This window comes from Pandoraea pneumonica, assembly GCF_902459645.1.
GTDB classification, from domain to species: domain Bacteria; phylum Pseudomonadota; class Gammaproteobacteria; order Burkholderiales; family Burkholderiaceae; genus Pandoraea; species Pandoraea pneumonica.
The window spans coordinates 348,754-373,816 of record NZ_CABPSK010000001.1 but is presented as its reverse complement, the minus strand read 5'-3'; the positions used below and the strand labels follow the sequence as shown (position 1 = coordinate 373,816).

Genomic DNA, 25,063 nt, shown 5'->3' with positions numbered 1-25,063 from the left:
ACCGCACCCGTTCGAAGCTTCGACGGTGCCCGTGCCTTCCGGGAGTTCCGACTGTCATGACCGTTCACCAGCGCGCCGCCGCCGCCGCCCCCGCGACGCCGAGTCCGCTCGCATCGCCCGCGCGCACGGCTGGGCCGTCCAGCATCATCGACAGGCCGCTCGCCGATACCTCGCTCCCACTGTTTTTGCCCGCCGATTTGCGCGACATCGAACGCGCAAGCGCCGCGCAGTTGCCGCCGCATATGCTCATGGCGCGCGCGGGCGCTGCCGTTGCCGATTGGTTGTACGGGCACTTGCCCGCGCTCGCGACGGCCGGACGCCAGCCTGTCCTACTGCTCGCAGGCCCCGGCAACAATGGCGGCGATGCCTATGTCGCCGCCCGCGAATTGCATCGCCGGGGCGTGCTCGTCGATGTCTGGCAACTCGCGCCGCCAACCGCCAGCGACGCGCAATGGGCGCACGCTGAGGCTGCCGCGGCCGGTGTACCCATCCGTCCTGCGCCCGAGACGTGGCCCGCGCCTTCCGCCTATGCGTGGATTGTCGACGGCCTGTTCGGCATCGGCCTGTCGCGCCCGCTCGATGGCGCTGCGGGCCGCCTCGTGGAGAACATTGGGTACGCGCATACGCAGGGCACCCCGGTGCTGGCTATCGACATTCCAAGTGGATTGGGGGCCGCTAACGGCGTAGTGAGCGGCCCGGTCGTTCGTGCAGACGTCACCATGGCGATGCTGGGCGCCTGCCCCGGGCTATTCACCGGCGGGGGACGCGATATCGCGGGCCGTGTCGTCGTCGCGACACTGGGGGCGGACAGTGCCCTGGTAACGGCAGCGGCGACCGCGTGTTTATCGACTAGCGCCCCCGATGCCTTCCTTGCCGATCTGCCACAGCGGCATCATGCGACGCACAAGGGCAGTTACGGCTCGCTCGCCGTGCTGGGGGGCTACGACGGCATGATCGGCGCCCCGCTTCTCTCGGCGCGTACGGCGTTGATGCATGGTGCCGGGCGCGTCTACGTCGGTTTCGTCGCACACGATGCACCCGCCTGGGACCCGGTTCACCCCGAGTTGATGCTGCGTCACGCTGAAGGCATCGATCTCGCTGCCATGCAAGCCGTCGCTATCGGCCCGGGGCTCGGCACGTCGGCAGCGTCGGCCGCGTGCCTGTCGCGCGTTCTTGCGATGGAACACACGCCGCTGGTGCTCGATGCCGATGCGCTCAACTTGCTCGCCGCAGAACCCTCGCTCGCTGAGCGAGTGCGCGCCCGCCCGGGTCCGACCGTGCTCACGCCTCACCCGCTCGAAGCGGCGAGACTCGCAGGATGCGACGTGCAGCGCATTCAATCGGACCGGCTCGCGTCGGCGCGGGCGCTGGCCCGACATTTCGGCGCGACCGTGGTGTTGAAGGGCTCCGGCAGTGTCGTCGACGACGGCTCGCGTGCGTGGATCAACACCACCGGCAACGCGGGGCTCGCGACGGCGGGCACGGGTGACGTGCTCACCGGGGCGATCGGCGCGTTACTCGCACAAGGGATGAGCGCGACGAGCGCGGCGCTCGCTGGGGTGTGGCTGCATGGCCGCGCTGCCGAGCGATGTGTGAGCGAAGGCACCGGCCCCGCCGGATTAACGGCATCTGAACTTTTACCGGCAATGCGCAACGAACTGGGGCAGTGCCTCAAGCGAGCCCCTTTACCATGACAAATCGGCTCGCAAACCCTCGCAGGAACGGGTTTCGGGCGTAATTTCGCGTCAGACTCCCGTTATACTTCGTCCTACCGAAAAGAACATATTGCACATGTCGTCGAAGCCGTCCTTTCGTTTGGATCAAACTCCCGCCTGGCGCGCCCTGCTCGAGCATCGCGATGAGATCGCCAGTCAGCACATGCGCGACTGGTTCGCCGGTGCCGGCGCGAGCTCGCGTGTCGAACAATTCTCGCTGCGCGCCGCCGGTTTGTATCTCGACTACTCGAAGAACCGCATTACTGAAAAGACTCGCACGCTGCTCACGCACCTCGCCCGTGAATGCGACGTGCCTGGCAAACGCGACGCCATGTGGGCCGGTGAGCACGTCAATGTCACCGAAGATCGCGCCGCGCTGCATGTCGCGTTGCGCGCGCCGAAAGGTGTCACGTTTCGCAACGGTACCGGCGAAGTCAGCACCACCGTGCATGCCACCCTCGATCGCATGCGCAAGTTCAGCGACGACGTTCGCGACGGGCGCTGGCTCGGTGCCACGGGCAAACGTATCCGCCATCTGGTCAACATCGGCATCGGCGGCTCCGATCTCGGCCCGCGCATGGTGTGCGACGCACTCGCCGCCTATGGCCGCGCGAATCTGACGGCACACTTCATCGCGAACATCGACCCGACCGAACTCGCGCGCACGTTGCCTGCGCTCGATCCGGAAACGACGCTCGTGGTTGTCTGCTCGAAGACATTCACGACGCTCGAGACGATGACCAATGCGCGCACGATTCGCGCCTGGTTCATCGAGCACGGCATTCCCGAAGCCGAGCTCGGCAAGCATTTCGTCGCCGTGTCGACGAACGTGGAAGAAGCGACGCGCTTCGGCATCTGTCGCGATAACGTCTATGAATTCGGCGAGTGGGTTGGCGGACGGTATTCGCTGTGGTCGTCCGTCGGACTGATCATCATGCTGTACCTTGGCGCCCAGCATTTCGAAGAACTGCTCGCCGGTGCGCACGCCATGGATGAGCACTTTCGCACGGCGCCGCTCGAAGCGAATATGCCGGTGTTGCTCGCGCTGCTGGGCATCTGGTATCGCAACTTTTTCGACGCGCAAACCCTATCGATCGCCCCTTACACCGACGCACTCCAGAAGCTGCCGCCGTATTTGCAGCAACTGGATATGGAAAGCAACGGCAAGTCGGTGCAAGTCGACGGCACCCCGGTGCAATGGCAAACCGCACCGATCATTTGGGGTGAGCCCGGCACCAACGGCCAGCACGCCTACTTCCAGATGCTGCATCAGGGCACCACGCTCGTGCCGGTGGATTTCATCGCCGTGCTGCTGCCCCAATACACGAAGCCCGCCTATCTCGATCACCATCGCAAATTGCTGGCCAACTGCTTTGCGCAGAGCGAAGCCCTGTTGCAAGGCGGCTCGATGGCAACGGCCGAACAGGCAGGCGGACCGCTGGGCGAACAACGGCGCTTTGAAGGCAATCGTCCGAGCAACACGGTCGTGATCGACAAACTGTCGCCGGAACGGCTGGGTGCACTGATCGCGCTCTACGAACACAAGGTGTTCGTGCAAGCGGCAATTTGGAACATCAATCCGTTCGATCAGTGGGGTGTGGAATTGGGCAAGACGTTGAGTCGCGCCATCGAACCGGAACTGGTCGATCCGGCCACGCTGACACCCGATGCGCACGATGCCTCGACGGCATCGCTGATTCGCCTCGCGGGTGAAGCGCTCAATCGCAAGCACTAGCCACTCGGCGCGCTCAGTGAGACATGTGTGCCGGTAAATACCGGCACACAGCGTTTTGGTCGATCAGGCGGCTTCGCCGTCCACCAAACGGCCACCGGCGAGTTGCACCGTGGCATCGCAACGCTCGGCAATCGCCAGATCATGCGTCACGAGTACAAGCGTGGCGCCGCTCGCTTTATTGAGCGAGAACATCAGATCGATGACGCGCTCGCCCGTCGCCGTATCCAGACTGCCCGTCGGTTCATCGGCAAACAGCACGACAGGCTGCGTGACGAATGCCCGGGCAAGCGCCACGCGTTGCTGCTCTCCACCGGACAATTGCTTCGGATAGTGCGTGAGGCGCGAGCCCAAGCCGACCTGTTCCAGCAATTCGACGGCACGATTGCGCACTTCACGTGTCTCACCCAGCAGTTCGAGGGGCAGCATCACGTTCTCGAGCGCCGTCAGATGCGGCATGAGCTGGAATGACTGGAAGACGAAACCGACAGCGCCGCGGCGAAGCGCAGCACGGCCCTCTTCGTCGAGATCGCCAAGCGACTTGCCGAGCAGCGTGACCCGGCCGTCGGTCGCCGTATCGAGCCCGGCCATGAGGCCCAGCAGCGTCGATTTGCCCGAACCGGAGGCCCCGACAATCGCCACACTCTGGCCTTTCGCGACGGAAAAATCGATATCCTGCAAAATGACGAGCTCACCGGTAGCGTCGCGCAACCGTTTGCCCAGACCCCGCACTTCAATTACGTTTTCGGAAAACGACATGGCAAGAAGACAGTTCTTGAAATTGGCCGCCTCAGCCCTCGTGGGCTGCTGCATGCTGACAGGGACCGCGGCGTACGCTGCAAGTTCTGGTGCGCCGACAATTCTGGTCGTGGGCGACAGCCTCTCCGCGGAATATGGCATCGCGCGCGGTGCTGGCTGGGTGAACCTCATGCAACAAAAAGTTGCGCAAAGTGGGTTCGATTATAACGTCGTCAACGCCAGTATTAGCGGCGATACGACAAGCGGTGGCCGCGCACGTCTCGCCCCGCTGCTCGATCGGTACCACCCGGCCATCACGATCCTTGAACTCGGCGGCAACGACGCCTTACGCGGCATTTCGCTGGATCTCACACGCGCCAATCTGCGCGAGATGATCGAGGCGTCGCGCAAAGCCGGAAGCCGGGTGATTGTGGTCGGTATGCGCATCCCGCCAAACTACGGCACGGAGTACGGCGAGCAGTTTTTCAACATGTTCGGCACGCTGGCCAAGCAGGAGAAGACCGGCTACGTGCCGTTCCTGCTCAACGGCGTGATCGAGCATTCCGATTGGTTTCAACAGGACCAGATTCATCCGCTCGCCAAAGCCCATCCGACGATTCTGCAAAATGTCTGGCCGAGTGTCGCGCCACTGCTCAAACGCGACGGCAAAACCCCACCGAGAGCCGCTGACGGAAAGACCTCGAAACCGGGGGCATGATCGCAGGTCTTGCGAGACTGGGCTGATCGCCAACATCGGCAGACATAAAAAAAAAGCGCGGCCATCGAGCCGCGCTTTTCTATGACACCGGTTTGCACCGGCAGTCGTGCGTCAGATCCGTAGGATCAGGCACCCGACTTGGTGACGTCGCTGACCACCTTCACCTTCGAGCGGGCACGCAGATCGCCCAGCCATGCATTCCATTCGGCTTGCGCAGCCAACTGGTTGAGCTGCTGGGCTTCGGCGGCCAGACGTTGCGCGTCTTGCTCGGCCGGTTGCGTGACCTTGCTGATACGGTACACGGCGTAGCCCTGCCCCTCGCCCAGATCAACGCCAACATAAGCCGGGAGCTTGGCCGTATCGGCACCGAAGATTGCCGTCAGCGCGGCCGGGGCCAGCTTGCCCGGGTTATCACGCGAAATCGTCTGCGTGGCACCGAACGCGGCATCGCCACCCTTCTTCAGCGCGTCGAGCTTGGCCTCGCCAGCCTTCTTCGCTTCCTGTGCGGCCAGGTCCGCCACGACTTGTTGCTTGACCTGCGCTTCCACCTGCGCGAGCGGCGGCGTTGCGGCCGGATGGTAGTTCACGATATGGGCCGACACCAGCACGCCCTGCCCCACATCCACGGCTTCGGTGTTGCGCTTGTTCTTGAGCGACTCGTCGCCGAACACAGCCTTCAACAGCTTGTCGTTGCCCAGCGGCGTTTGCGCTTGCGCCGGGTTCGGCGTACGCGTGACCTGCGCCGTCTGCACCTTGAGGTTCAGCTTGTCGGCAACCGGTTGCAGGCTGTCCGGCTGTTCATACACGGCGTTGGTGAACTGATCGGCCAACTTGGCATAGGCCTTCGCCGATTCCTGTTGACGATACTGATCGGCCAATTGCGCCTTCACGTCGTCGAACGACTTGGTCGTCGCGGGCTTGATGCCAGTGAGCTTGATGATGTGATAGCCGAAGTCGCTCTTCACCACGTCGCTCACGTCACCTTCGCTCTTGAGGGCGAACGTGGCATCGGCAAACGGCTTGACCATCGCGTCACGCGTGAAGAAACCGAGATCGCCGCCATTAGCCTTCGAGCCCGGATCTTCCGAGTTCTGGCTCGCCAGCTTGGCAAAATCGTTCGGGTTCTTTTTCAGCTGCGCCAGCAACTCGTCGGCCTTGGCCTTCGCCTTGGCGTGGTCCGCAGGCGAGGCGTCGGCAGGCGAAGCAATCAGAATGTGCGATGCACGGCGCTCTTCCGGCGTCGTGTATTGCTTCAGATTGTCGTTGTAAAGCTTGCGCAGTGCGTCATCGCTCGGTGCGGCGACGGCAGACGTCGGCATGGCCTTCGGATCGAGCACGACGTATTGAATCTCGGCCGACTCGGGCGTCTGGAAGGCAGCCTTGTGCGCATCGTAGTAGGCCTGCACTTGTTCTTGCGTCGGCGTGATCTTGCCTGCGAAGTCAGTCACCGGGAACGTCAACGCCGACACATCGCGCTGCTGTGCGCGCAGTTGTGCAAAGCGATCGAGCACTGCCTTCGGCAGCATCGCGCTTGCCTGCACGCTGGCGGGCAATTGGTTCGATGCGAGTTCGTAGCGAATTTGCGCTTCGAGGCGCTGCGGCGTGAGGTTCTGCGCAGCGAGCAATTGCTCGTAAGCGGCTTGATCGATCGACCCGTCTGCGCGACGCAGTTGGGCAATCGCAGGAATCGCGAGCAGTGCGTCGCGCACTTGCGCGTCGGGTACCGACAGATTCTTCTTGAGGGTTTCTTGCGTGAGCAGCTTCTGCTGGATCAGGTTGTCCAACACTGCACTGCGCATTTCCGGCGTGTTGATCTGACTTGCATCGACGGCGCCGCCGAACATTTGCTGCATGCGTTCGGTCTGGGCACGCAGCACGCTGTCGTACTCCTGACGCGTCACAGTCTGATCGCCAACCTTGGCAATCGTGCTCGCATCCGAGGCATATTCCTGCCAGCCGTGAACGCCAAACACCACAAACGACGGCACGATCAACACCGTCAGGAAAATAAGAACCAATCGTTGGTGGCGCCGAATGAAGTCGAACATACGAAATCGGAAGAGTCGTCAGGATGCGTCTTTTGGACGTCCATATGGCAAAAAAGGCGAACCGAAGTTCGCCTTTTCACAATTTGGCGGAGCGGACGGGGCTCGAACCCGCGACCCCCGGCGTGACAGGCCGGTATTCTAACCAACTGAACTACCGCTCCCCAAGATCTGGAACTGGTGGGTGCTGAGGGGCTCGAACCCCCGACCTACGCCTTGTAAGGGCGCCGCTCTACCAACTGAGCTAAGCACCCGTTCCCGATTCTAGTTTTGTTCTTACTACTGCTCCCGCCGAAGCAGGAAAGTCAGTCAGTTTACAGTATCTTTTAGATCTTTGCCAGGGCGAAATTTCGGAACCTTTGCTGCCTTGATCTTGATCGCTGCGCCAGTGCGCGGATTGCGACCGGTGCGCGCTGCACGCTTCGTCACGTGGAACGTGCCAAAGCCCACCAACGTCACATCGTCGCCCTTCTTCAACGCTTTCTTTACCGCACCCACCAATGCATCAAGTGCTCGACCGGCAGCCGCTTTCGAAATGTCTGCCTCACCCGCGATATGATCGATCAGTTCCGTCTTATTCACTGTAACCCCCTTGCAAGGATAGTAGGCGATTGAGCCGCGGAGGCGCTCTTCACGCGCCTTGACATTGATCTGCGAAGGTCCGCTGGCTTTGCCATTAGACAAGCCGCAAACCCTGATGTCAAGCCGTTTTGCGCTGTATTGGCGGCTTCGGAAGCACTCCTGAGTCTTCGCTTCCGGACGCTATTTTCGAGCACTATGCGTGAATAAAAAAAGCCCGGGGAAAACCCCGAGCTTTTACGTCGTTTTCTGTCCGGCGAACGCGATAGCGATCGAAATCGTTTCTCGCCGTTCGCCGTCAGTCACTAACGTCAGTGCTTGATGACATCCTGCTTGCCGCTTGCATCGGCATTCGGCGTCACCGGTGCCTTCGGCTCTTCATCGGGCAGCGGCGTCGGCGCATGTTCCAACGCCAACTCCAGCACCTTGTCGATCCAGCGCACCGGCATGATTTCCAGCGCGTTCTTGACCGTGTCGGGAATCTCGGCGAGATCCTTCACGTTCTCTTCCGGAATCAACACCAGCTTGATGCCGCCACGATGCGCTGCAAGCAGCTTTTCCTTGAGGCCGCCGATCGGCAGCACTTCGCCGCGCAGCGTGATCTCACCGGTCATCGCCACATCGGCACGCACCGGAATGCCGGTGAGCACCGACACGAGCGCCGTCGTCATCGCGATACCGGCAGACGGACCGTCCTTCGGCGTCGCGCCTTCGGGCACGTGGATGTGGATGTCCTTCTTCTCGAACTGCTCATCCGTCACACCCAGACGACGCGCACGCGAGCGCACCACCGAGCGAGCCGCTTCGACCGACTCCTTCATCACGTCGCCCAGCGAACCGGTGCGGATGATGTTGCCCTTACCCGGCATCAGCGCAGCTTCGATGGTCAGCAAATCGCCGCCCACTTCCGTCCACGCAAGACCCGTGACCTGGCCGATCTGGTTTTCCTTCATCGCCAGACCGAAGTCGAACTTACGCACGCCGAGGAAGTTGTCGAGGTTGCCGGCGTCGACCTTGATCGAGGTGCCGTCAACCTTCTTGAGCAACAACATCTTCACGACCTTGCGGCAGATCTTCGAAATTTCACGCTCGAGCGAACGCACACCGGCTTCACGCGTGTAGTAACGAATGATGTCGCGGATCGCGGCTTCGGTCAGATCGATTTCGCCTTCCTTCAACCCGTTGTTCTTCTTCTGCTTCGGCAGGAGATAACGCTGGGCGATGTTGACCTTCTCGTCTTCCGTGTAGCCCGACAGACGAATCACTTCCATACGATCGAGCAACGGCGCCGGAATGTTCAGCGAGTTCGACGTCGCCACGAACATCACATCCGACAGATCGAAGTCGACTTCGACGTAGTGGTCCGAGAACGTGTGGTTCTGTTCCGGATCGAGCACTTCGAGCAGCGCCGAACTCGGGTCGCCACGGAAGTCCATGCCCATCTTGTCCACTTCATCGAGCAAGAACAGCGGATTGCGCACTGCGACCTTCGACAGGCTCTGCAAAATCTTGCCCGGCATCGACCCGATGTACGTGCGGCGGTGACCACGAATCTCGGCCTCGTCGCGTACGCCGCCCAACGCCATGCGCACGAACTTGCGGTTCGTTGCACGAGCGATCGACTGACCAAGCGAAGTCTTACCGACACCGGGGGGCCCCACGAGGCACAGAATCGGCGCCTTCACTTTGTCCACGCGCTGTTGCACAGCAAGATACTCAAGGATGCGTTCCTTGACCTTCTCAAGACCGAAGTGGTCTTCGTCGAGCACCTTCTCGGCGTTCGCCAGGTCATTGTTCACCTTGCTCTTCTTGCGCCACGGCAGACCGACCAGCGTGTCGATGTAGTTGCGCACGACGGTCGCTTCGGCCGACATCGGCGACATCAGCTTGAGCTTCTTGAGTTCAGCGTCGGCCTTCTTCTTGGCTTCCTTAGGCAGATGGGCGCCCTTGATGCGCTTCTCGAGCTCCTCGAGATCCGCACCTTCTTCGCCTTCGCCCAGTTCCTTCTGAATGGCCTTGACCTGTTCGTTCAGGTAGTACTCGCGCTGGCTCTTCTCCATCTGACGCTTCACACGGCCGCGGATACGCTTCTCCACTTGGAGAATGTCGATCTCGCTTTCGAGTTGCGCCAGCAGATGTTCGAGGCGTTCGATCACCGGGAACATTTCGAGAATCTTCTGCTTCTGCTCGAGCTTAAGCGGCAGGTGCGCAGCGATGGTGTCAGCCAGACGACCCGCTTCGTCGATGCCCGACAGCGACGTCAGGATCTCCGGCGGAATCTTCTTGTTGAGCTTCACGTACTGGTCGAACTGCGCCACGATGGCGCGACGCAGCGCCTCGGATTCCGGCGAATTGCCGTCATCCGGTTCGAGCGGCATAACTTCCGACGTGAATTGCGTCTCTTCTTCGTCCACGCTGATCGTGCGTGCACGCTGAATGCCTTCGACCAACACCTTCACGGTGCCGTCGGGCAGTTTGAGCATTTGAAGGATGTTGGCCACGCAGCCGATCTCATAGAGATCCTTGGACGTGGGCTCATCCTTGGCCGCCGCTTTCTGAGCGACCAGCATGATGTGCTTGCCGCCTTCCATGGCGGTTTCAAGCGCTTTAATCGACTTTGGACGCCCCACGAAAAGGGGAATCACCATGTGCGGAAACACGACCACGTCGCGCAAAGGCAACAGGGGCAGTTGAATCGCTTCGGGCGGGAGGATTTGGGTGCCTGACATCTCGTTCCCCATAATTAACGATACCGTTGTGTTCCAGCTAATTGAGGCCGCCGGCAGGAATTACAAGGGGGGGTTAATTCGCCCTTCTGCCGGTAAGGTGCACCACTCGGGGTTTCATTGCCCGTGGCACTAGTATGAAGGAAAAAAAGCCGTCCATGTTTCCATGAACGGCTTTGGGTATCACTGAGTTGACCGTTCAGTTTGAGCCGGCAACCTTGGGCGACTCCTGGTAGATCAAGAGCGGCTTACCGTCGCCGCTGATCGCGTTATCGTCCAGAATGACCTTGGTCACGCCCTTGAGCGACGGCAATTCATACATCACTTCAAGCAGCGCCTGCTCGATGATCGAGCGCAAGCCACGCGCGCCAGTCTTGCGCTTGATGGCCTTGCGTGCCACAGCGTGCAAGGCGGCCGGGCGAATTTCCAGCTCGACACCTTCCATCGCGAACAGACGCTGGTATTGCTTGACCAACGCGTTCTTCGGCTCGATCAGGATCGTCACCAGCGCTTCTTCGTCAAGCTTACCCAACGTGGCAACCACCGGCAGACGACCGATCAGTTCCGGAATCAGGCCGAATTTGATCAGGTCTTCCGGCTCGACATCGCGCAGCAGCTCGCCGGCGTCGCGCTCTTCGCCCGTTTTGACTGTCGCACCAAAGCCGATACCCGTCTTCTCGGTGCGGTTCATGATGATCTTTTCGAGACCGTCAAAAGCGCCGCCGCAGATGAACAGGATGTTCGTGGTATCGACTTGAATGAAGTCTTGGTTCGGGTGCTTGCGCCCGCCTTGTGGCGGCACCGACGCCATCGTGCCTTCGACCAGCTTCAGCAACGCTTGCTGAACGCCTTCGCCCGACACGTCGCGCGTAATCGACGGGTTGTCCGACTTACGGCTGATCTTGTCGATTTCATCAATATAAACAATGCCCTTCTGCGCCTGCTCAATCTCGTAGTTACAGTTTTGCAGGAGCTTCTGGATGATGTTCTCGACGTCTTCACCCACATAACCGGCTTCGGTCAGCGTGGTGGCGTCGGCAATCACGAAAGGCACGTTCAGCAAACGGGCGAGCGTTTGCGCGAGCAGCGTCTTGCCCGAGCCGGTCGGCCCGATCAGCAGGATGTTGCTCTTGGAGAGTTCAACCTCGTCACGCTTGTCGCCAAGGTGCTTGAGTCGCTTGTAATGGTTGTAGACCGCTACGGCCAGAATCTTCTTGGCACGGTCTTGGCCGATCACATATTGATCGAGGCTCTCGCGAATTTCCTGCGGCGACGGCAGGTCAGACTTGCCGCCACTGCCGTTCTCGTCTTCGGCCGCAGCGGCCTCGTCGCGAATGATCTCATTGCACAGATCGATACACTCGTCGCAGATAAACACGGACGGACCTGCGATGAGCTTCTTGACCTCATGCTGACTCTTTCCGCAGAAGGAGCAGTAGAGCAGCTTTTCGCCGTTGGAAGTGCTTTTTTTATCCACCATATCTGTGTCAGCCTGCTAGCAATTTGCGCCCCGGTCGTCCCCCGATGGGGGCGGCAAACGCGGCATAGTGAATTCCATTGTAACGCCATGCCGCGCGGGCGTGTGGCCCACCCGCGACAGCCGTATTTTCCCTTTTACGACAAAGACTTGGCGCGAACACCCGGACTTTCGCTTCGCAAAACCCGATGTCGCGCCAATATTTTTGCCGTTAGCGTCCGCGTCCGCGTCCGGCGACCGGCTTAGGGACGCTTTTCGAGAACGCGATCGATCAACCCGTACTCGACGGCATCCGCCGCCGATTTGAAGTTATCGCGATCGGTATCGCGCGCGATCACTTCCAGCGACTGCCCGGTATTTTCGGCGAGCAGTTTGTTCAAGCGCTCCTTGAGCAGCAGGATTTCGCGGGCGTGGATTTCGATGTCCGACGCCTGACCACGCGCACCGCCCAACGGCTGGTGAATCATGATGCGGGCGTTCGGCAGCGCAAAGCGCTTGCCCTTCTCGCCAGCGGCCAGCAGGAACGCGCCCATGCTCGCTGCCATGCCCATGCACAGCGTCGAGACAGCCGGTTTGACGAACTGCATCGTGTCGTAGATCGCCAGGCCGGCCGAAACCGAACCACCCGGCGAGTTGATGTACATCGAGATTTCCTTGTCCGGATTTTCGCTCTCGAGGAACAGCAACTGGGCGACGATGAGGTTGGCGCTCTGGTCGTTGACCTCGCCCACCAGGAAAACAATGCGCTCCTTGAGGAGTCGCGAGTAGATATCGTATGCGCGTTCGCCACGACCACTTTGCTCGACGACCATCGGCACGAGGCCAAGGGCCTGCGATTCGAGAGCGGAGTTGTGCGTCGGGGAAGCGAGTTGGGCGAGCAATTCGGAACGGGTAATCATAACGGTTCGACCCTTCTATCGAGATGGTTTTGCGCGCCGCAGGGAGGAGGCCCGAAAAGGCCGGTTGGAAGCACCGCTGCGGCCTTTCGGCCGCAGCGGGTCAGACGATGTAACGCAGTCGATTAGTTTTGCGTGTTGCCAGCCAGCTCTTCGAAGCTAACTTGCTTGTCCGTGACCTTGGCCTTGCCCAGGACGAACTCAACGACATTGTTCTCGACGACGAAACCTTCCATCTCCGCCATGCGCTGCTGATCGCCATAGTACCAGCGGACGACTTCTTGCGGGTCTTCGTAGCTCTTCGCGAACTCTTCGACTTCGGCCTTGATTTGATCCGGCTTCGCTTGCAGGTCGTTTTGCTTGACCAGTTCGGCCAGAATCAGACCCAGCTTCACGCGGCGCTCGGCTTGTTCCTTGAACATTTCAGCCGGGATCGGCACGTTGCCGGCGTTCGGCACGCCACGTTGCGCCAGATCTTGACGGGCCATCGCCACCAGACGCTCTTGGTCTTGTTCGACCAGTGCGTTCGGCACGTCGAGTTCCGACACCGAGATCAGTGCGTTCATCACTTGATCCTTGAGGAGAGCCTGCGTGCGACGCTTCACTTCGCGCGACAGGTTTTCCTTGATGTCAGCACGCATCTTCTCGATGCTGCCGTCGGCGATACCGAGCGACTTGGCGAACTCGGTGTCGACTTCCGGCAGGTGCGCCCACTCAACCTTCTTGAGCGTGACGGTGAACGTTGCCGTCTTACCGGCGACTTCCTTACCGTGGTACTCGTCCGGGAACTTGAGTTCGAATTCCTTCGACTCGCCGACCTTCAGACCCAGCGTGGCCGTCTCGAACTCGGGCAGCATGCGGCCTTCGCCCAGCACGAACACGAAGTCTTCGGCCGAACCGCCAGCGAACACTTCGCCGTCGATCTTGCCAACGAAGTCGACCGTCACGCGGTCGCCGTCTTTGGCTTCCACCGTGCCGCCGTCGCCGTGGGCACCGGCTTCGCCGCGCACGTGGTAGTGCACGCGTTGCTTGCGCAGAATGTCGATCGTGCGATCGATTTCGGCTTCCGAGACATCGGTCGTGGTGCGGTTGACTTCGGCCGTGGCCAGGTCACCAATCTTCACTTCCGGGTAGATTTCGAACGTTGCGTCGAATGCGTATTCGGTGTCGGCGCCGTCAGCCTTCGGTGCGAAGCGCGGCTGGCCAGCCACGCGCAGGTCTTGCGCCTTGCTGACTTCGAAGAATTGTTGACCGACCTTGTCGCTCACGACTTCGGCTTCGACCTGACCACCGTATTGCTGGGTGACCATCTTCAGGGGCACCTTACCCGGGCGGAAACCCGGCATACGCACCGTCTTCGACAGCTTTTGAATGCGGGCTGCGACTTCTTTCTCGACTTCCTGCTTGGGCAGGGCGATGGTAAAGCGACGCTCGAGCTTGCCGAGGTTTTCAACAACGATAGTCATGAGGAAATTCTTCCATCCAGAGGGTCGTTCTGTGTTGCGGCGAGGGAATTGCCGCAAGCGGACCCAGTCAGTTAATCAACCTTGGGCCGGAACCGGCGATATCGCCGGCTTCCCTCCGACCCCGACGAATCGGGGTAGCGCCAAACGGTCTTGCACATAAAGCGGGACATTTTAGCAAACTATTGCCACGTCTCCAGACTTTCGGCCCGAAATCGGAGAAAACGAGCCAAATGGCCGATTTCGCTACCGATGGCACCAGCCACTCGGGCCTCCTCCATGTGCATCCGCCTTTGTCTGCGCGCCTTTGCACGGCCAAGGACTGAACATTAGAGGGCCGCACCCAGAAAAAGATCTTGGGGGGATGGGCCTGCGCCACCTAGGATTCAATCGAACGTTTGAATGAAACGAAAGTTCACCGAGGCGGCTCGATAGCGGGCCGCCTCTCACTGGAGGTTCGTCGTGAGCCCTCGCCTCTCGGCCGGCCGACAAGCCGGCGACACCAAACTGCGCATCCTCGATGCCGCAGAAGATCTCTTCATCGAATATGGCTACGAGGCCATGTCATTACGCCAGATCACCTCGCGTGCCGAGGTCAATCTGGCTGCCGTGAACTACCACTTCGGCAGCAAGGAAACGCTGCTGCAAGCGATGCTGTCGCGTCGGCTCGACCGACTCAACGACGAGCGTCTCGCCCTGCTCACCCGGGCCGAGGCCGCATGGCCCGCGCCGAAGCTCACCTGCGAGCACGTGCTGGGTGCCATGTTCATCCCCGCGCTGGCGATCTCGCATCATCGCGACATTGGTGGCCCGGCGTTTCTGCGCCTGCTCGGGCGCGTGTATGCCGATCCGTCGCCGTTCATCCGCGATTATCTGCAACAACACTACGCGCCCGTCTTCGAACGCTTCTTCGAAGCCTTTGCGCGCGCATTGCCCGAATTGCCGCGTCAAGAATTGGGCTGGCGGTTGCATTTCGCCCTGCAAGCGCTCTCGGGCGTTCTTGCCAGCGGCGATACCACCCGCTTAATCGACACCTTTGCCCAAGGGCAGCCGATGGGCGACCTGCAAGTGGTTGCGCGCCTCACCGCCCTGATGGTGGCCGCGCTCAAAGCGCCGATGCCGGGAGAAGAACAACTGGCGAGTTTCGCCGCTGTCTTCGCACTCGCGAAAGACGCCGACGTCACGCCGCCACGCGAGGCAGGCCACATTACGCCCAGCCCCGACACCGCCGACTCGGCACATGACGGCCGCCCTACACAGGGCACGCCGGGCTCGCCGGGCACGCCAAGCGATAGCGACAAATCGTTCGCAAACGTCTGATCGCCTGCAAAACCGGGGGCCAACCCCGGCTACACACAATAAGCCGTCGGCGACGCCATCTCGTCGCCAGACAGCGCCATGATGAAAGCCCACGCGCGAAAGCGCCCGCGCAAGCGGGGCCATTTCCGCACGACGGCTGAACCGAAAGGGAGGAAGACATGATGGTCCTATGGATTCTCGCGTTTATCGTCGGAGTGAGCGCGCTGCTCCTCTACCGTGCGCATGCGTGGCAATGGCTGATCGCCAGCGTGCTCTGGGTCGGTGCGGGTGCCGCCGGCGATCTCATCGGCCCGGTGACCACCGCCATTCTTGCCGTCGTATTCATCCTGCCGTCCCTCGTGCTAAGCATCGGCCCGCTGCGCCGCGCGTGGATCACCGCGCCCATGCTGGCCAAGTTCCGCACGATCATGCCGGAAATGTCGGACACCGAAAAAGACGCTATCGAAGCGGGCAGCGTCTGGTGGGATGCCGACCTGTTCTCCGGCCGCCCCGACTGGCAGAAATTCGCCGCATTCCCGGCCCCCAAACTCTCCCCCGAAGAACAAGCGTTCATGGACAACCAGGTCGAGCATCTGTGCGACCTGTCCAACGACTGGGAAAGCACGCAAGTCTGGCAAGACCTGCCGCCCAAAGCGTGGCAATACGCCAAGGATGCGGGCTTTCTCGGCATGATCATTCCCAAGCGTTACGGCGGCCTCGAATTCTCGGCGTACGCACACTCGCAAGTCGTGATGAAGCTTGCCTCGCGTTGTTCGGCCGCCGCCGTCTCGGTCATGGTGCCGAACTCGCTCGGCCCAGCCGAGTTGCTGCTCCACTACGGCACCGAAGAACAAAAGAACTACTACTTGCCGCGCTTAGCCAAGGGAGACGAAATCCCCTGCTTCGCGCTGACCAGCCCGTACGCCGGATCCGACGCCGCGGCGATTCCCGACGTCGGTATCGTCTGCCGCGGCACGTTCGAGGGCCGCGAAACGCTCGGCTTTCGCGTGACGTGGAACAAGCGCTACATCACGCTCGGCCCCATCGCCACCGTACTTGGCCTTGCCTTCCGCGCACTCGACCCCGATCACCTGCTCGGCACCGACGCAGAACCCGGCATCACCTGCGCGCTGATTCCCACGAATCATCCCGGCGTGATCATCGGTCGCCGTCATTGGCCGCTTAACGCGGTCTTCCAGAACGGCCCCAACTCGGGCAAAGACGTTTTCATTCCGCTCGACTGGGTGATCGGCGGACAAGCGCAAGTCGGCAAGGGTTGGCGCATGCTCATGGAGTGTCTGGCTGCGGGACGCGCCATCTCGCTGCCGTCATCGAATGTTGGCTATTCGAAGATTGCCGTGCGCGCCACCGGCGCCTACGCGGCGGTACGGCGTCAATTCCGCACCCCCATCGGCAAGTTCGAAGGCGTGCAAGAAGCCTTGGCTCGCATGGCCGGGAATTTGTACGCCATGGACGCCGCACGCCGCATGGCAGCGCTAGCCGTCGACCTTGGCGAAAAGCCCTCGGTCATCTCGGCCATTGCGAAGTACCACGTGACCGAACGTGCCCGCAAAGTGGTGAACGACGGCATGGATGTCGTCGCGGGCAAAGGCATCTGTATGGGCCCGAACAACTTTCTGGCGCGCGCTTATCAACAGATACCGGTCTCGATCACCGTCGAAGGCGCGAACATCATGACGCGCTGCCTGATGATCTTCGGTCAGGGCGCCATCCGTTGCCATCCGTATGTGCTCAAGGAACTCGCTGCCGCGCAAACGGAAGACCACGACGCCGCAGTGCAAGCCTTCGACGACGCCCTCTTCGGGCACCTCACCTTCGTCACCAGCAACATCGTGCGCGGCGCACTGCAAGGCATCACGTTTTCTCGCTTCTCGTCGGTGCCGTCCAAGGCTGCCCCTGAACTGCACGCCTACTATCGCGGCGCGAACCAAATGTCGACGCTGTTGGCGATCGCCTCGGATGTCTCGATGGCCGTCCTCGGCGGCTCGCTCAAGCGCCGCGAGAGCATCACCGGGCGTCTGGGCGACATTCTTTCGCAACTCTTCTTGCTCACCGCAACGCTAAAGCGCTTCGAAGACGAAGGCCGTCCCGAGGCCGACTTGCCACTGGTGCACTGGGCCGCCCAAGACGCCCTCTGGCAAGCACGCGAAGCATTCGAAGGCGTACTGGCGAACTACCCGTCGCGCGGCGTCGCCTGGTGGATGCGCTGGAAGCTCACTCCGCTCGGCCTGCCCTACGCGAAGCCCTCCGACGCCCTCGCCGCACAAGTGGCGGAATTGATGCAGACGCCGGGCGATGCACGCGAACGGTTGATCGCAGGCAGCTACTCCCCGCGCCCCGAGATCGACGAACTGGCTTACGGCGAGATCGTTTTCAAGATGACACCGGAAGTCACCGTCATCGAACAACGCTTGCGCACAGCGGTGAAAGAGGGACGCCTGCCGACCATGCCGCAGAGCCTGCCGGAATTCTCGGCGTGGGTGGAGGGTGCGGCGCGGCTGCAACTCATCACCGCGCAGGAGCAAGGCACGCTGGCGCAATACGCGGACTATGCCGCGCGGGCGGTTGCGGTCGACGACTTCCCGGCGGACTTCGGCCGTGCCGCCGACATGCGCCACGCGAGCCAGACCGACAACGCCGACGAAGCGGCAACGCCTGAAGTCGCCACATAAGCGCCCCCCGCCCACCGCATCAAGGACCTATGCCTGTGACGACGTCCGACCGATATCTTGCTTTCGCCAACTCCGCCGTGGGCAGCCGGCTGGCCAATGCGCTGGGGTTGCCGCGCCCCGTGCCGCTCGAGCGCATGCCGCCCTTTGGCGACCCCGATGCTGAAGCCGCCGCGCAGTCGTTGCCGCCGCCACTCGCCGTCGTTGGCGGCGCAGGCGATGCCCCGCTCTTGCCCACACTGGCCCGCGAGCTGCACTGGCTAGGCGTGCCCAGTCTTGCGCATACCGAGCGCCTCGACTGGATCTCACGCGCGAATCAAGCGGGCACGATGAGCGGCCGATTCAACCCGGCCGAGGGTGTGCGTCCGAAGGCGTTGATCTTCGACGCGAGCGCCATTGCCAACACCGACGAACTTACGTCGCTCTACACGTTCTTCCACGACACCCTCCCATCGCTCGCCCCGTGCGGCCGTGTGCTCGTCTTCGGCCTGCCGCCGTATCTGGGCGCAACACCGCAAGCAAGCATTGCCCAGCGCGCTCTCGAAGGCTTCGTTCGCTCTCTCGCGAAAGAACTCAAACGCGGCGCGACGGCGCAGCTTCTCTATGTCGCCCCGAAAGCCCGCGAATCGTTGCACTCGACGCTGCGCTTCTTTCTCTCGCCGCGCGCGGCTTACGTCAGCGGTCAAGTCGCGACCTTGCAAGACCCTGTCTTCGAAACGCCGCCCATGCGCGATCAACGCCCGCTTGCCGGGCAGACGGCTGTCGTCACGGGGGCGGCGCGCGGCATTGGTGAAGCGATCGCCACGGTACTCGCCCGCGACGGCGCACATGTGGTCTGCGTTGACATCCCCGCGGCGCAAGACACCTTGAGCGCGGTCGCCACGCGGCTCGGCGGGAGCCCGCTCAGTTGCGACATCGCGTCGCCGGACGCGGCCGCCATCCTCATCGCGCATCTGGCCGTCATCGCCCCCACCGGGCTCGACATTCTGGTGCACAACGCTGGCATCACGCGCGACAAGACCCTCGCCCGCATGAGCGAGGCGCAATGGCAAAGCGTGCTCGACATCAACGTCGGCGCACCGCAGCGCCTCAACGCGGCACTACTGGAAGCCAAGGTATTGCGCGAGAAAGCGCGCATTGTCGGCGTGGCGTCGATCAGCGGCATCGCGGGCAACCGGGGTCAGACGAATTACGCCGCGTCGAAGGCGGCGGTGATCGGCATGGTCGAGGCATGGGCGCCGTTGCTCGCCGAACGGCACATGAGCATTAACGCCGTCGCGCCGGGCTTTATCGAAACACAAATGACGGCGGCGGTGCCCTTCGCCATTCGCGAAGCCGGACGCCGCATGAATTCGCTGGGACAAGGGGGCCTGCCGGTCGACGTCGCGGAGACGATCGCGTGGCTGGCGCACCCGGCATCGGGGGCATTGACCGGACAGGTCGTGCGCGTGTGTGGGCAAAGTCTGCTGGGAGCGTGACCATGCCGGACAACCAACTGTCGTCGCCAGTCGCTGTCGCTTCACGTACCGATTCACCTACCGACTCGCCGTCTTCGCGGGTCTCTTCCACGGCCCACACGCCCGATACACCCGATACACCCGATACGCCTGCCCAGTCATCCGCCAAGCCACGCGCCAGCACATCGCCCGGGCATGGCTCGCCCGCGCAGCTCACGCCCGAGACGCTGTGGTCCGCCATCTGGCCCAACACACCGCCCGCGCAGGACGTTCGCCAGATCGCACACCCGCCGTCGCCCATCGCGCTCTATCTGCGCGCCTTGATGTCGTCACGCAAACCGGCGCGCGCCCAGCCCATGCCGTCGCTGGCGTTCGAGCGCCGCAACGTGCCGCTCGACGGCGACGCCATCGCTCGCTACGCCCGCCTTTGCGGCTTCTCGCCCGACCACGGGGTGCCGCCCACCTGGCCGCACCTGCTAGCCTTCTCGCAGCACATGCTGCTGATGACCGATCGCACGTTTCCGTTCGCCATGCTCGGCATGGTGCATCTGGCGAATCACAACCGTCAGTTCGCCCGCTTGTCGGTCGGTGATCGACTCGATTTGCATGTTCAATGCGGCGCGATGTATGCGCACGACAAGGGGCAGGTATTCACCGTGCTGACGACCGCGCGCCGCGACGGCAACATCGTCTGGACAGGGGAAAGCCTCTACTTGCGCACAGGCGTCACCGACCCGCTTGGCGCGCCGTATCGAAGCGAACTGCGGGCCGACGCGACGTTGGTCACGTCCGAGAAATTTCTGGCGCCCGCCGATCTCGGACGCCAATACGCACGCGTCTCCGGCGACTACAACCCGATTCACCTCTGGCCGCTCACGGCGAAGCTGTTCGGTTTCGAGCGGCCGATCGTTCATGGCATGTGGAGCTTCGCGCGCTCGCTGGCAACGGTATTACCTGCGCAGGCCGGTGACCAACTCGATCTGCTAGTGGAATTCAAAACGCCGCTGCGGCTGCCCGGCGAAGCGACGCTCTGGCGTGAGCGTGACGCGCACGACAGCAAACGCGGCAAGTGGATCAGTACCGTCGACACGCCGAACACCAGCAGCAACGCCAGGCCGCCCACCCTGCCGTTGGGCGCGCTGAACGCCTTGCCCACGCCGCCGCTGCCCGTCGCGGGCAACGTGTTCGAGCTGCGTGATGCGACCGGCACCGTGCCCCATCTGCGCGGACGTTGGCAGTCGTTCGACGCCCCAGCAGCCACCGATCCCCTTTCTACCGACACCTTCGACCCGGACCGTTCATGAGCGCCTTCAAACCCGCCGCGCCCGCCCCCGCCTTGCGCCGCGTCGCCATTCTCGGCGGCAATCGTATTCCGTTTGCCCGCGCCAACACCGCCTATGCCACGGCGTCGAATCAAGACATGCTCACGGCGGCCCTCCAGGGTCTCGTCGATCGCTTTTCGCTGCATGGCCGAACCCTTGGCGAAGTCGCCGCGGGGGCGGTCCTCAAGCACGCACGCGACTTCAACCTGACGCGCGAATCCGTGCTCTCGACCACGCTCGCGCCGCAAACACCGGCCTACGACGTGCAACAGGCCTGCGGCACCGGGCTTGAGACTGCCATCCTCACGGGCAACAAGATCGCTCTCGGACAAATCGACGTCGCCATTGCTGGCGGCGTCGACACCGCGTCGGACGCACCGATCGGCGTGAACGAAGGCCTTCGCAAAATCTTGCTCGAAGCCAATCGCCAGCGCAGCACCGGAGGCAAGCTCGGCGCGTTCGCCAAAGTCCGGCCGGGCATGTTGTTCAGTCCCTCGCTGCCGCGCAATGGCGAGCCGCGCACGGGCCTGTCGATGGGCGAGCATTGCGAGTTGATGGCCAAGCGCTGGCAAATCGAACGCGCGGCGCAAGACGTGCTCACGCTCGCCAGTCATCAACACGCGGCAGCGGCGTACGACCGCGGCTTCTTTCTCGATCTGATGACGCCGTTTCGCAACCTGCAACGCGACAACAATCTGCGCCCCGATCTGACGCTGGAAAAACTCGAAAGCCTGAAACCGGTATTCGATCGCAGCGCCACGGGCACCCTCACGGCGGGCAATTCCACGCCGCTGACCGATGGCGCGTCGTGCGTGTTGCTGGCCAGCGAGGATTGGGCGCGCGCGCACGACGTCCCCGTGCTCGCGTATCTGACCTATTCGCAAACGGCCGCCGTCGACTTCTTCAACCCCGATGAAAGCCAACGCGAAGGCTTGTTGATGGCACCGGCCTACGCCGTGCCACGCATGCTGGCGCAGGCCGGGCTCACGTTGCAAGACTTCGATTTCTACGAAATTCATGAAGCGTTTGCCGCGCAGGTGCTGTGCACGCTCAAGGCGTGGGAAGACCCCGAGTATTGCCGCGACAAGCTAGGCCTGAGCGCGCCGCTGGGCAGCATCGATCGTCAACGGCTCAACGTGAACGGCAGCTCGCTCGCGTGCGGGCATCCGTTTGCTGCCACCGGCGGGCGCATTCTCGCCACGCTGGCGAAGCTACTCGCGCAGCGCGGCGGCGGACGCGGTTTGATTTCGATTTGCGCGGCTGGCGGTCAAGGCGTGGTCGCCATTCTGGAGCGCTGAACCACTCGATACGAATTACCAACTCGCTTCAACGCGAAAGACTCGTCGCGTCTACGCAGCGCGTTCGTTGCCGATAGAGCCAAAAATGGCCGCCGGTGAACCGCAAGGGCAACGCGACGGAAACAACCTCTGGGAGGAGACGATGGACCAAGCTGTTCAGCAAGACCGCGTCTGGTTGGGCGCGTATCCGCCGGGCGTACCGGCGCAGATCGACGTCACGCGCTATGAATCGCTCGTGCAGGCCTTCGACGAGTGGATCGGCAAGTATCGCGAGCGCGCCGCGTTCGTGAGTCTTGGCAGCGACATCACGTACGCACAAGTCGAAACGCAGGCGCGCGCCTTCGCCGCGTGGCTTCAATCGCGTGGCGTGCGCAAAGGGGACCGCGTGGCCCTCATGATGCCCAACTGCCTCCAGTACCCGATCTGCCTGTTCGGCACGCTGATCGCCGGGGCGGTCGTCGTCAACGTCAACCCGCTTTACACCGTGCGCGAACTCTCGCATCAGTTGCGCGACTGTGGCGCGCGCACGATTGTCGTGTTCGAGAACTTTGCCAAGACATTGCAGGCGTCCCTGCAGGGCACCGACGTACGCGATGTCGTCATCACGCAAATCGGCGACTTGCTCGGCGACGGGCTCAACGCCAAGGGACGGCTGGTGAACTTCATCATGCGGCGCGTGGCGAAGCAGGTGCCGCCCTACGACCTTCCGCAAGCCATTCCGCTCAAGCGCGCACTGGCCGACGGGGCCAAAGCACGCAGCGCACAAGGGCTTACGCCAGTGCCGCTAACGCGTGACGACCTCGCCTTTCTGCAATACACCGGCGGCACCACCGGGTTGGCGAAAGGCGCCATGCTCACGCACGGCAACGTGCTAGCCAACCTGTTGCAAGCCGAAGCGTGGATTGCCGACCAACTTACCGACGAGATCGAAACGAACCTGTCGTTGCTGCCGATGTATCACATCTTCTCGCTCACGGTGAACTGCCTGATGTTCATGAGTCTGGGCGGGCGCAACATCCTCATCGCCAACCCGCGCGACGTCAAAAAAGTCGTCTACATCATCCGCAACGAGACCTTCACCGGCGTGGCAGGCGTCAACACGCTGTTCAATGGCTTGCTCGAAGACGAGGGGTTTCGGGCGCGCGACTTCTCGAAGCTCAAGCTCTCGCTCGCGGGCGGCATGGCCACACAGCGGGCCATCGCCGAGCGCTGGAAGCAAGTCACGGGCAAGCCGATCATCGAGGGATACGGGCTCACCGAGTGCTCGCCCATCGTCACAATGAATCCGGTCGATCTTGCGCATATCGACGACATGGAATTCACCGGCTCCATTGGCTTGCCTGCGCCCTCGACGGAGGTGCGTTTCAAGCGCGAAGACGGCACGTGGGCCGATATCGGCGAGCCGGGCGAACTCTGCGTGCGCGGCCCGCAGGTCATGCGCGGCTATTGGCAGCGCCCAGAAGACACGGCGAAGACGTTCGATGCCGACGGGTGGCTGCTCACAGGCGACATCGGCGTGATGGACGCGAACGGCTTCGTGCGGCTCATCGACCGCAAGAAAGACATGATTCTCGTCTCCGGCTTTAACGTGTATCCGAACGAGATCGAAGACGTGGTGATGCTGCACCCTGGCGTGCGCGAAGCGGCGGTGGTGGGCGTGCCCGATCCGGTCGCTGGAGAACGGGTGAAACTCGTCGTGGTCGCAAAAGATCCGCAACTGACTGCCGAGGCGATGCTCGCGCACTGCCGTCAGCATCTGACCGCGTACAAGGTGCCACGTATCGTCGAATTCCGTCAGGGCGAACTGCCCAAGACAACCGTGGGTAAGATCCTGCGGCGCGAACTGCGTGATCCGGCACCGGCACAAACCCAGCCCGCAGGCACGCCACTGCCGCACGCCAGCGCTGCACTGGGCTTCATCCTTGCGCCCCTCGCGCTGGCCGTCGGCCTGCTCGGCGCGCCCGATGCCAAGGCGCAAAGCAATGCGTCGGCACCGGTTACTGCATCCGCGCTCTCCGCCGCGCCTTCTACGGCAACCAACGATGCCGACGTCGCCAAACTCGCCGCCATGCCCGTGACGCAGCAAACGCAGTGGCTCGCGCAAACCATCAAGAGCGGCGACCTCGCGAAGATGGGCGACGAAGCCATCGTCGCGCGCATACAAGCGCTCAATCCCGAAGCGCTGGTGCGCTATCTCAAAGCGGAATCCGCCGCCCTGCCCGAGTACCAGTACGAGCTCACGAGACACGAGCGCATCAACAACCAGTGGCAGACCACGCCCGATCGCATGATCGTGAAGATTCGCGAGAAGCCGTTGCAGATTTACGCGAAGTGGCTGCCGGACGGCGCGCATTCGGGTCAGGAAATCATCTACGACGAAACCAAGAATCCGAAGGAAATGTACGGCCACCTGGGCGGCATCCTCGGCTTCACGTCGATCTGGAGCAGCATCGACGGCACATTGGCGCGCTCGCAATCGAACCACACCGTGCGCGATCTCGGCTTTGCGTTCATCGCCGAGCAAATTGCCCACGATGGCCGCAGCTTCCGCGCAGCGGGCCTGCCCGAGAAACCCGCAAGAATGTCGGTATCCGAAGTGAATGGCGTACGCGTACTGGCGTTGGAATGGGACGCCCCATCCGGGCCGCCGCAACATTATGCGAACAAATCGCGCGTGCTCATCGATCTGAAGACCGGTCGCCCGCGCGGCATCGAAGCGTGGGACGCCTCGGGACAAAAGACCGAAGAAATGCGCTTCGAGAAGGTGCGCCGCGAACAGTGGAGCGACACCACGTTCGATCCGAAGAACCCGGACTACAAGTTCTGAGCGATTCGCAACAAACTGCGCGAGCAACGACGAAAGCCCGCCACCCTGTCATGGGGTGGCGGGCTTTCGCCCTGAAGACTA

16 protein-coding genes, 2 tRNA genes and 1 pseudogene are annotated in these 25,063 nt (G+C 62.2%); 10 read left to right on the top strand and 9 right to left on the bottom strand.

What is annotated here, in order from left to right; translation table 11 throughout:
* Positions 1 to 56 precede the first annotated feature (56 nt).
* Together PPN31114_RS01715 and pgi are read left to right on the top strand one after the other, a co-directional pair.
* Positions 57 to 1,694 (top strand): NAD(P)H-hydrate dehydratase, encoded by a 1,638-nt coding sequence (locus PPN31114_RS01715; protein ID WP_150677771.1) that lies wholly within the window; start codon positions 57 to 59, stop codon positions 1,692 to 1,694.
* A gap of 97 nt (positions 1,695 to 1,791) precedes the next feature.
* Positions 1,792 to 3,450 carry a glucose-6-phosphate isomerase gene (gene pgi, locus PPN31114_RS01710; RefSeq protein WP_174987555.1) on the top strand — a complete coding sequence of 553 codons (1,659 nt, stop codon included), beginning with the start codon at positions 1,792 to 1,794 and terminating at the stop codon, positions 3,448 to 3,450.
* Between the two features lie 63 nt (positions 3,451 to 3,513).
* Here the strand turns inward: pgi and PPN31114_RS01705 are convergent, their stop codons facing one another.
* A complete protein-coding gene (locus PPN31114_RS01705; RefSeq protein ID WP_150677769.1) occupies positions 3,514 to 4,206 on the bottom strand; it encodes an ABC transporter ATP-binding protein in 693 nt (230 codons plus the stop codon).
* A gap of 52 nt (positions 4,207 to 4,258) precedes the next feature.
* Between PPN31114_RS01705 and PPN31114_RS01700 the strand changes: the two genes are divergently transcribed.
* On the top strand, positions 4,259 to 4,903 hold the full coding sequence (locus PPN31114_RS01700; RefSeq protein ID WP_150677768.1) for an arylesterase: 645 nt from the start codon (positions 4,259 to 4,261) through the stop codon (positions 4,901 to 4,903).
* Positions 4,904 to 5,028: 125 nt separating this feature from the next.
* Here PPN31114_RS01700 and PPN31114_RS01695 read toward each other — a convergent pair whose 3' ends face one another.
* The 8 genes from PPN31114_RS01695 to tig all read right to left on the bottom strand — a co-directional run bounded on the left by PPN31114_RS01695 (position 5,029) and on the right by tig (position 14,092).
* Positions 5,029 to 6,951 carry a SurA N-terminal domain-containing protein gene (locus PPN31114_RS01695; RefSeq protein ID WP_150677767.1) on the bottom strand — a complete coding sequence of 641 codons (1,923 nt, stop codon included), beginning with the start codon at positions 6,949 to 6,951 and terminating at the stop codon, positions 5,029 to 5,031.
* A gap of 84 nt (positions 6,952 to 7,035) precedes the next feature.
* Positions 7,036 to 7,112, bottom strand: a tRNA-Asp gene (locus tag PPN31114_RS01690).
* 14 nt (positions 7,113 to 7,126) lie between these two features.
* A tRNA-Val gene (locus tag PPN31114_RS01685) sits at positions 7,127 to 7,202 on the bottom strand.
* A gap of 55 nt (positions 7,203 to 7,257) precedes the next feature.
* A complete protein-coding gene (locus tag PPN31114_RS01680) occupies positions 7,258 to 7,530 on the bottom strand; it encodes an HU family DNA-binding protein (protein ID WP_150679093.1) in 273 nt (90 codons plus the stop codon).
* A 308-nt stretch (positions 7,531 to 7,838) separates the two neighbouring features.
* Positions 7,839 to 10,256: an endopeptidase La gene (gene lon / locus PPN31114_RS01675; RefSeq protein WP_150677766.1), complete on the bottom strand. Its 2,418-nt coding sequence runs from the start codon at positions 10,254 to 10,256 to the stop codon at positions 7,839 to 7,841.
* A 196-nt stretch (positions 10,257 to 10,452) separates the two neighbouring features.
* The gene (gene clpX / locus PPN31114_RS01670; RefSeq protein ID WP_150677765.1) at positions 10,453 to 11,733 is read right to left on the bottom strand and encodes an ATP-dependent Clp protease ATP-binding subunit ClpX; all 1,281 of its coding nucleotides are present in this window, start codon (positions 11,731 to 11,733) and stop codon (positions 10,453 to 10,455) included.
* A 239-nt stretch (positions 11,734 to 11,972) separates the two neighbouring features.
* Positions 11,973 to 12,626, bottom strand: coding sequence for an ATP-dependent Clp endopeptidase proteolytic subunit ClpP (clpP, locus tag PPN31114_RS01665; RefSeq protein WP_174987827.1), 654 nt, complete (start codon positions 12,624 to 12,626; stop codon positions 11,973 to 11,975).
* Between the two features lie 125 nt (positions 12,627 to 12,751).
* Positions 12,752 to 14,092 carry a trigger factor gene (gene tig, locus PPN31114_RS01660; RefSeq protein WP_150677763.1) on the bottom strand — a complete coding sequence of 447 codons (1,341 nt, stop codon included), beginning with the start codon at positions 14,090 to 14,092 and terminating at the stop codon, positions 12,752 to 12,754.
* A 459-nt stretch (positions 14,093 to 14,551) separates the two neighbouring features.
* Here tig and PPN31114_RS01655 point away from each other — a divergent pair, with 459 nt between their 5' ends.
* The 7 genes and pseudogenes from PPN31114_RS01655 to PPN31114_RS26330 all read left to right on the top strand — a co-directional run bounded on the left by PPN31114_RS01655 (position 14,552) and on the right by PPN31114_RS26330 (position 24,982).
* Entirely contained in the window at positions 14,552 to 15,409 is an 858-nt protein-coding gene (locus PPN31114_RS01655; RefSeq protein WP_150677762.1) for a TetR/AcrR family transcriptional regulator, read from the top strand.
* A 161-nt stretch (positions 15,410 to 15,570) separates the two neighbouring features.
* Positions 15,571 to 18,081 carry an acyl-CoA dehydrogenase gene (locus tag PPN31114_RS01650; protein ID WP_370865850.1) on the top strand — a complete coding sequence of 837 codons (2,511 nt, stop codon included), beginning with the start codon at positions 15,571 to 15,573 and terminating at the stop codon, positions 18,079 to 18,081.
* Positions 18,082 to 18,116: 35 nt separating this feature from the next.
* The gene (locus PPN31114_RS01645) at positions 18,117 to 19,556 is read left to right on the top strand and encodes a 3-oxoacyl-ACP reductase (RefSeq protein WP_246182359.1); all 1,440 of its coding nucleotides are present in this window, start codon (positions 18,117 to 18,119) and stop codon (positions 19,554 to 19,556) included.
* A gap of 2 nt (positions 19,557 to 19,558) precedes the next feature.
* Positions 19,559 to 20,839: a MaoC family dehydratase gene (locus PPN31114_RS01640; RefSeq protein ID WP_150677759.1), complete on the top strand. Its 1,281-nt coding sequence runs from the start codon at positions 19,559 to 19,561 to the stop codon at positions 20,837 to 20,839.
* A complete protein-coding gene (locus tag PPN31114_RS01635; RefSeq protein WP_150677758.1) occupies positions 20,836 to 22,155 on the top strand; it encodes an acetyl-CoA C-acetyltransferase in 1,320 nt (439 codons plus the stop codon). The genes PPN31114_RS01640 and PPN31114_RS01635 overlap by 4 nt, the downstream gene beginning before the upstream one ends.
* Before the next feature lie 142 nt (positions 22,156 to 22,297).
* Positions 22,298 to 24,034 (top strand): annotated as a pseudogene (locus PPN31114_RS26335) (AMP-binding protein); the annotation flags it as partial.
* 189 nt (positions 24,035 to 24,223) lie between these two features.
* Positions 24,224 to 24,982 carry a DUF1571 domain-containing protein gene (locus PPN31114_RS26330; protein ID WP_306439709.1) on the top strand — a complete coding sequence of 253 codons (759 nt, stop codon included), beginning with the start codon at positions 24,224 to 24,226 and terminating at the stop codon, positions 24,980 to 24,982.
* Positions 24,983 to 25,063: the final 81 nt, after the last annotated feature.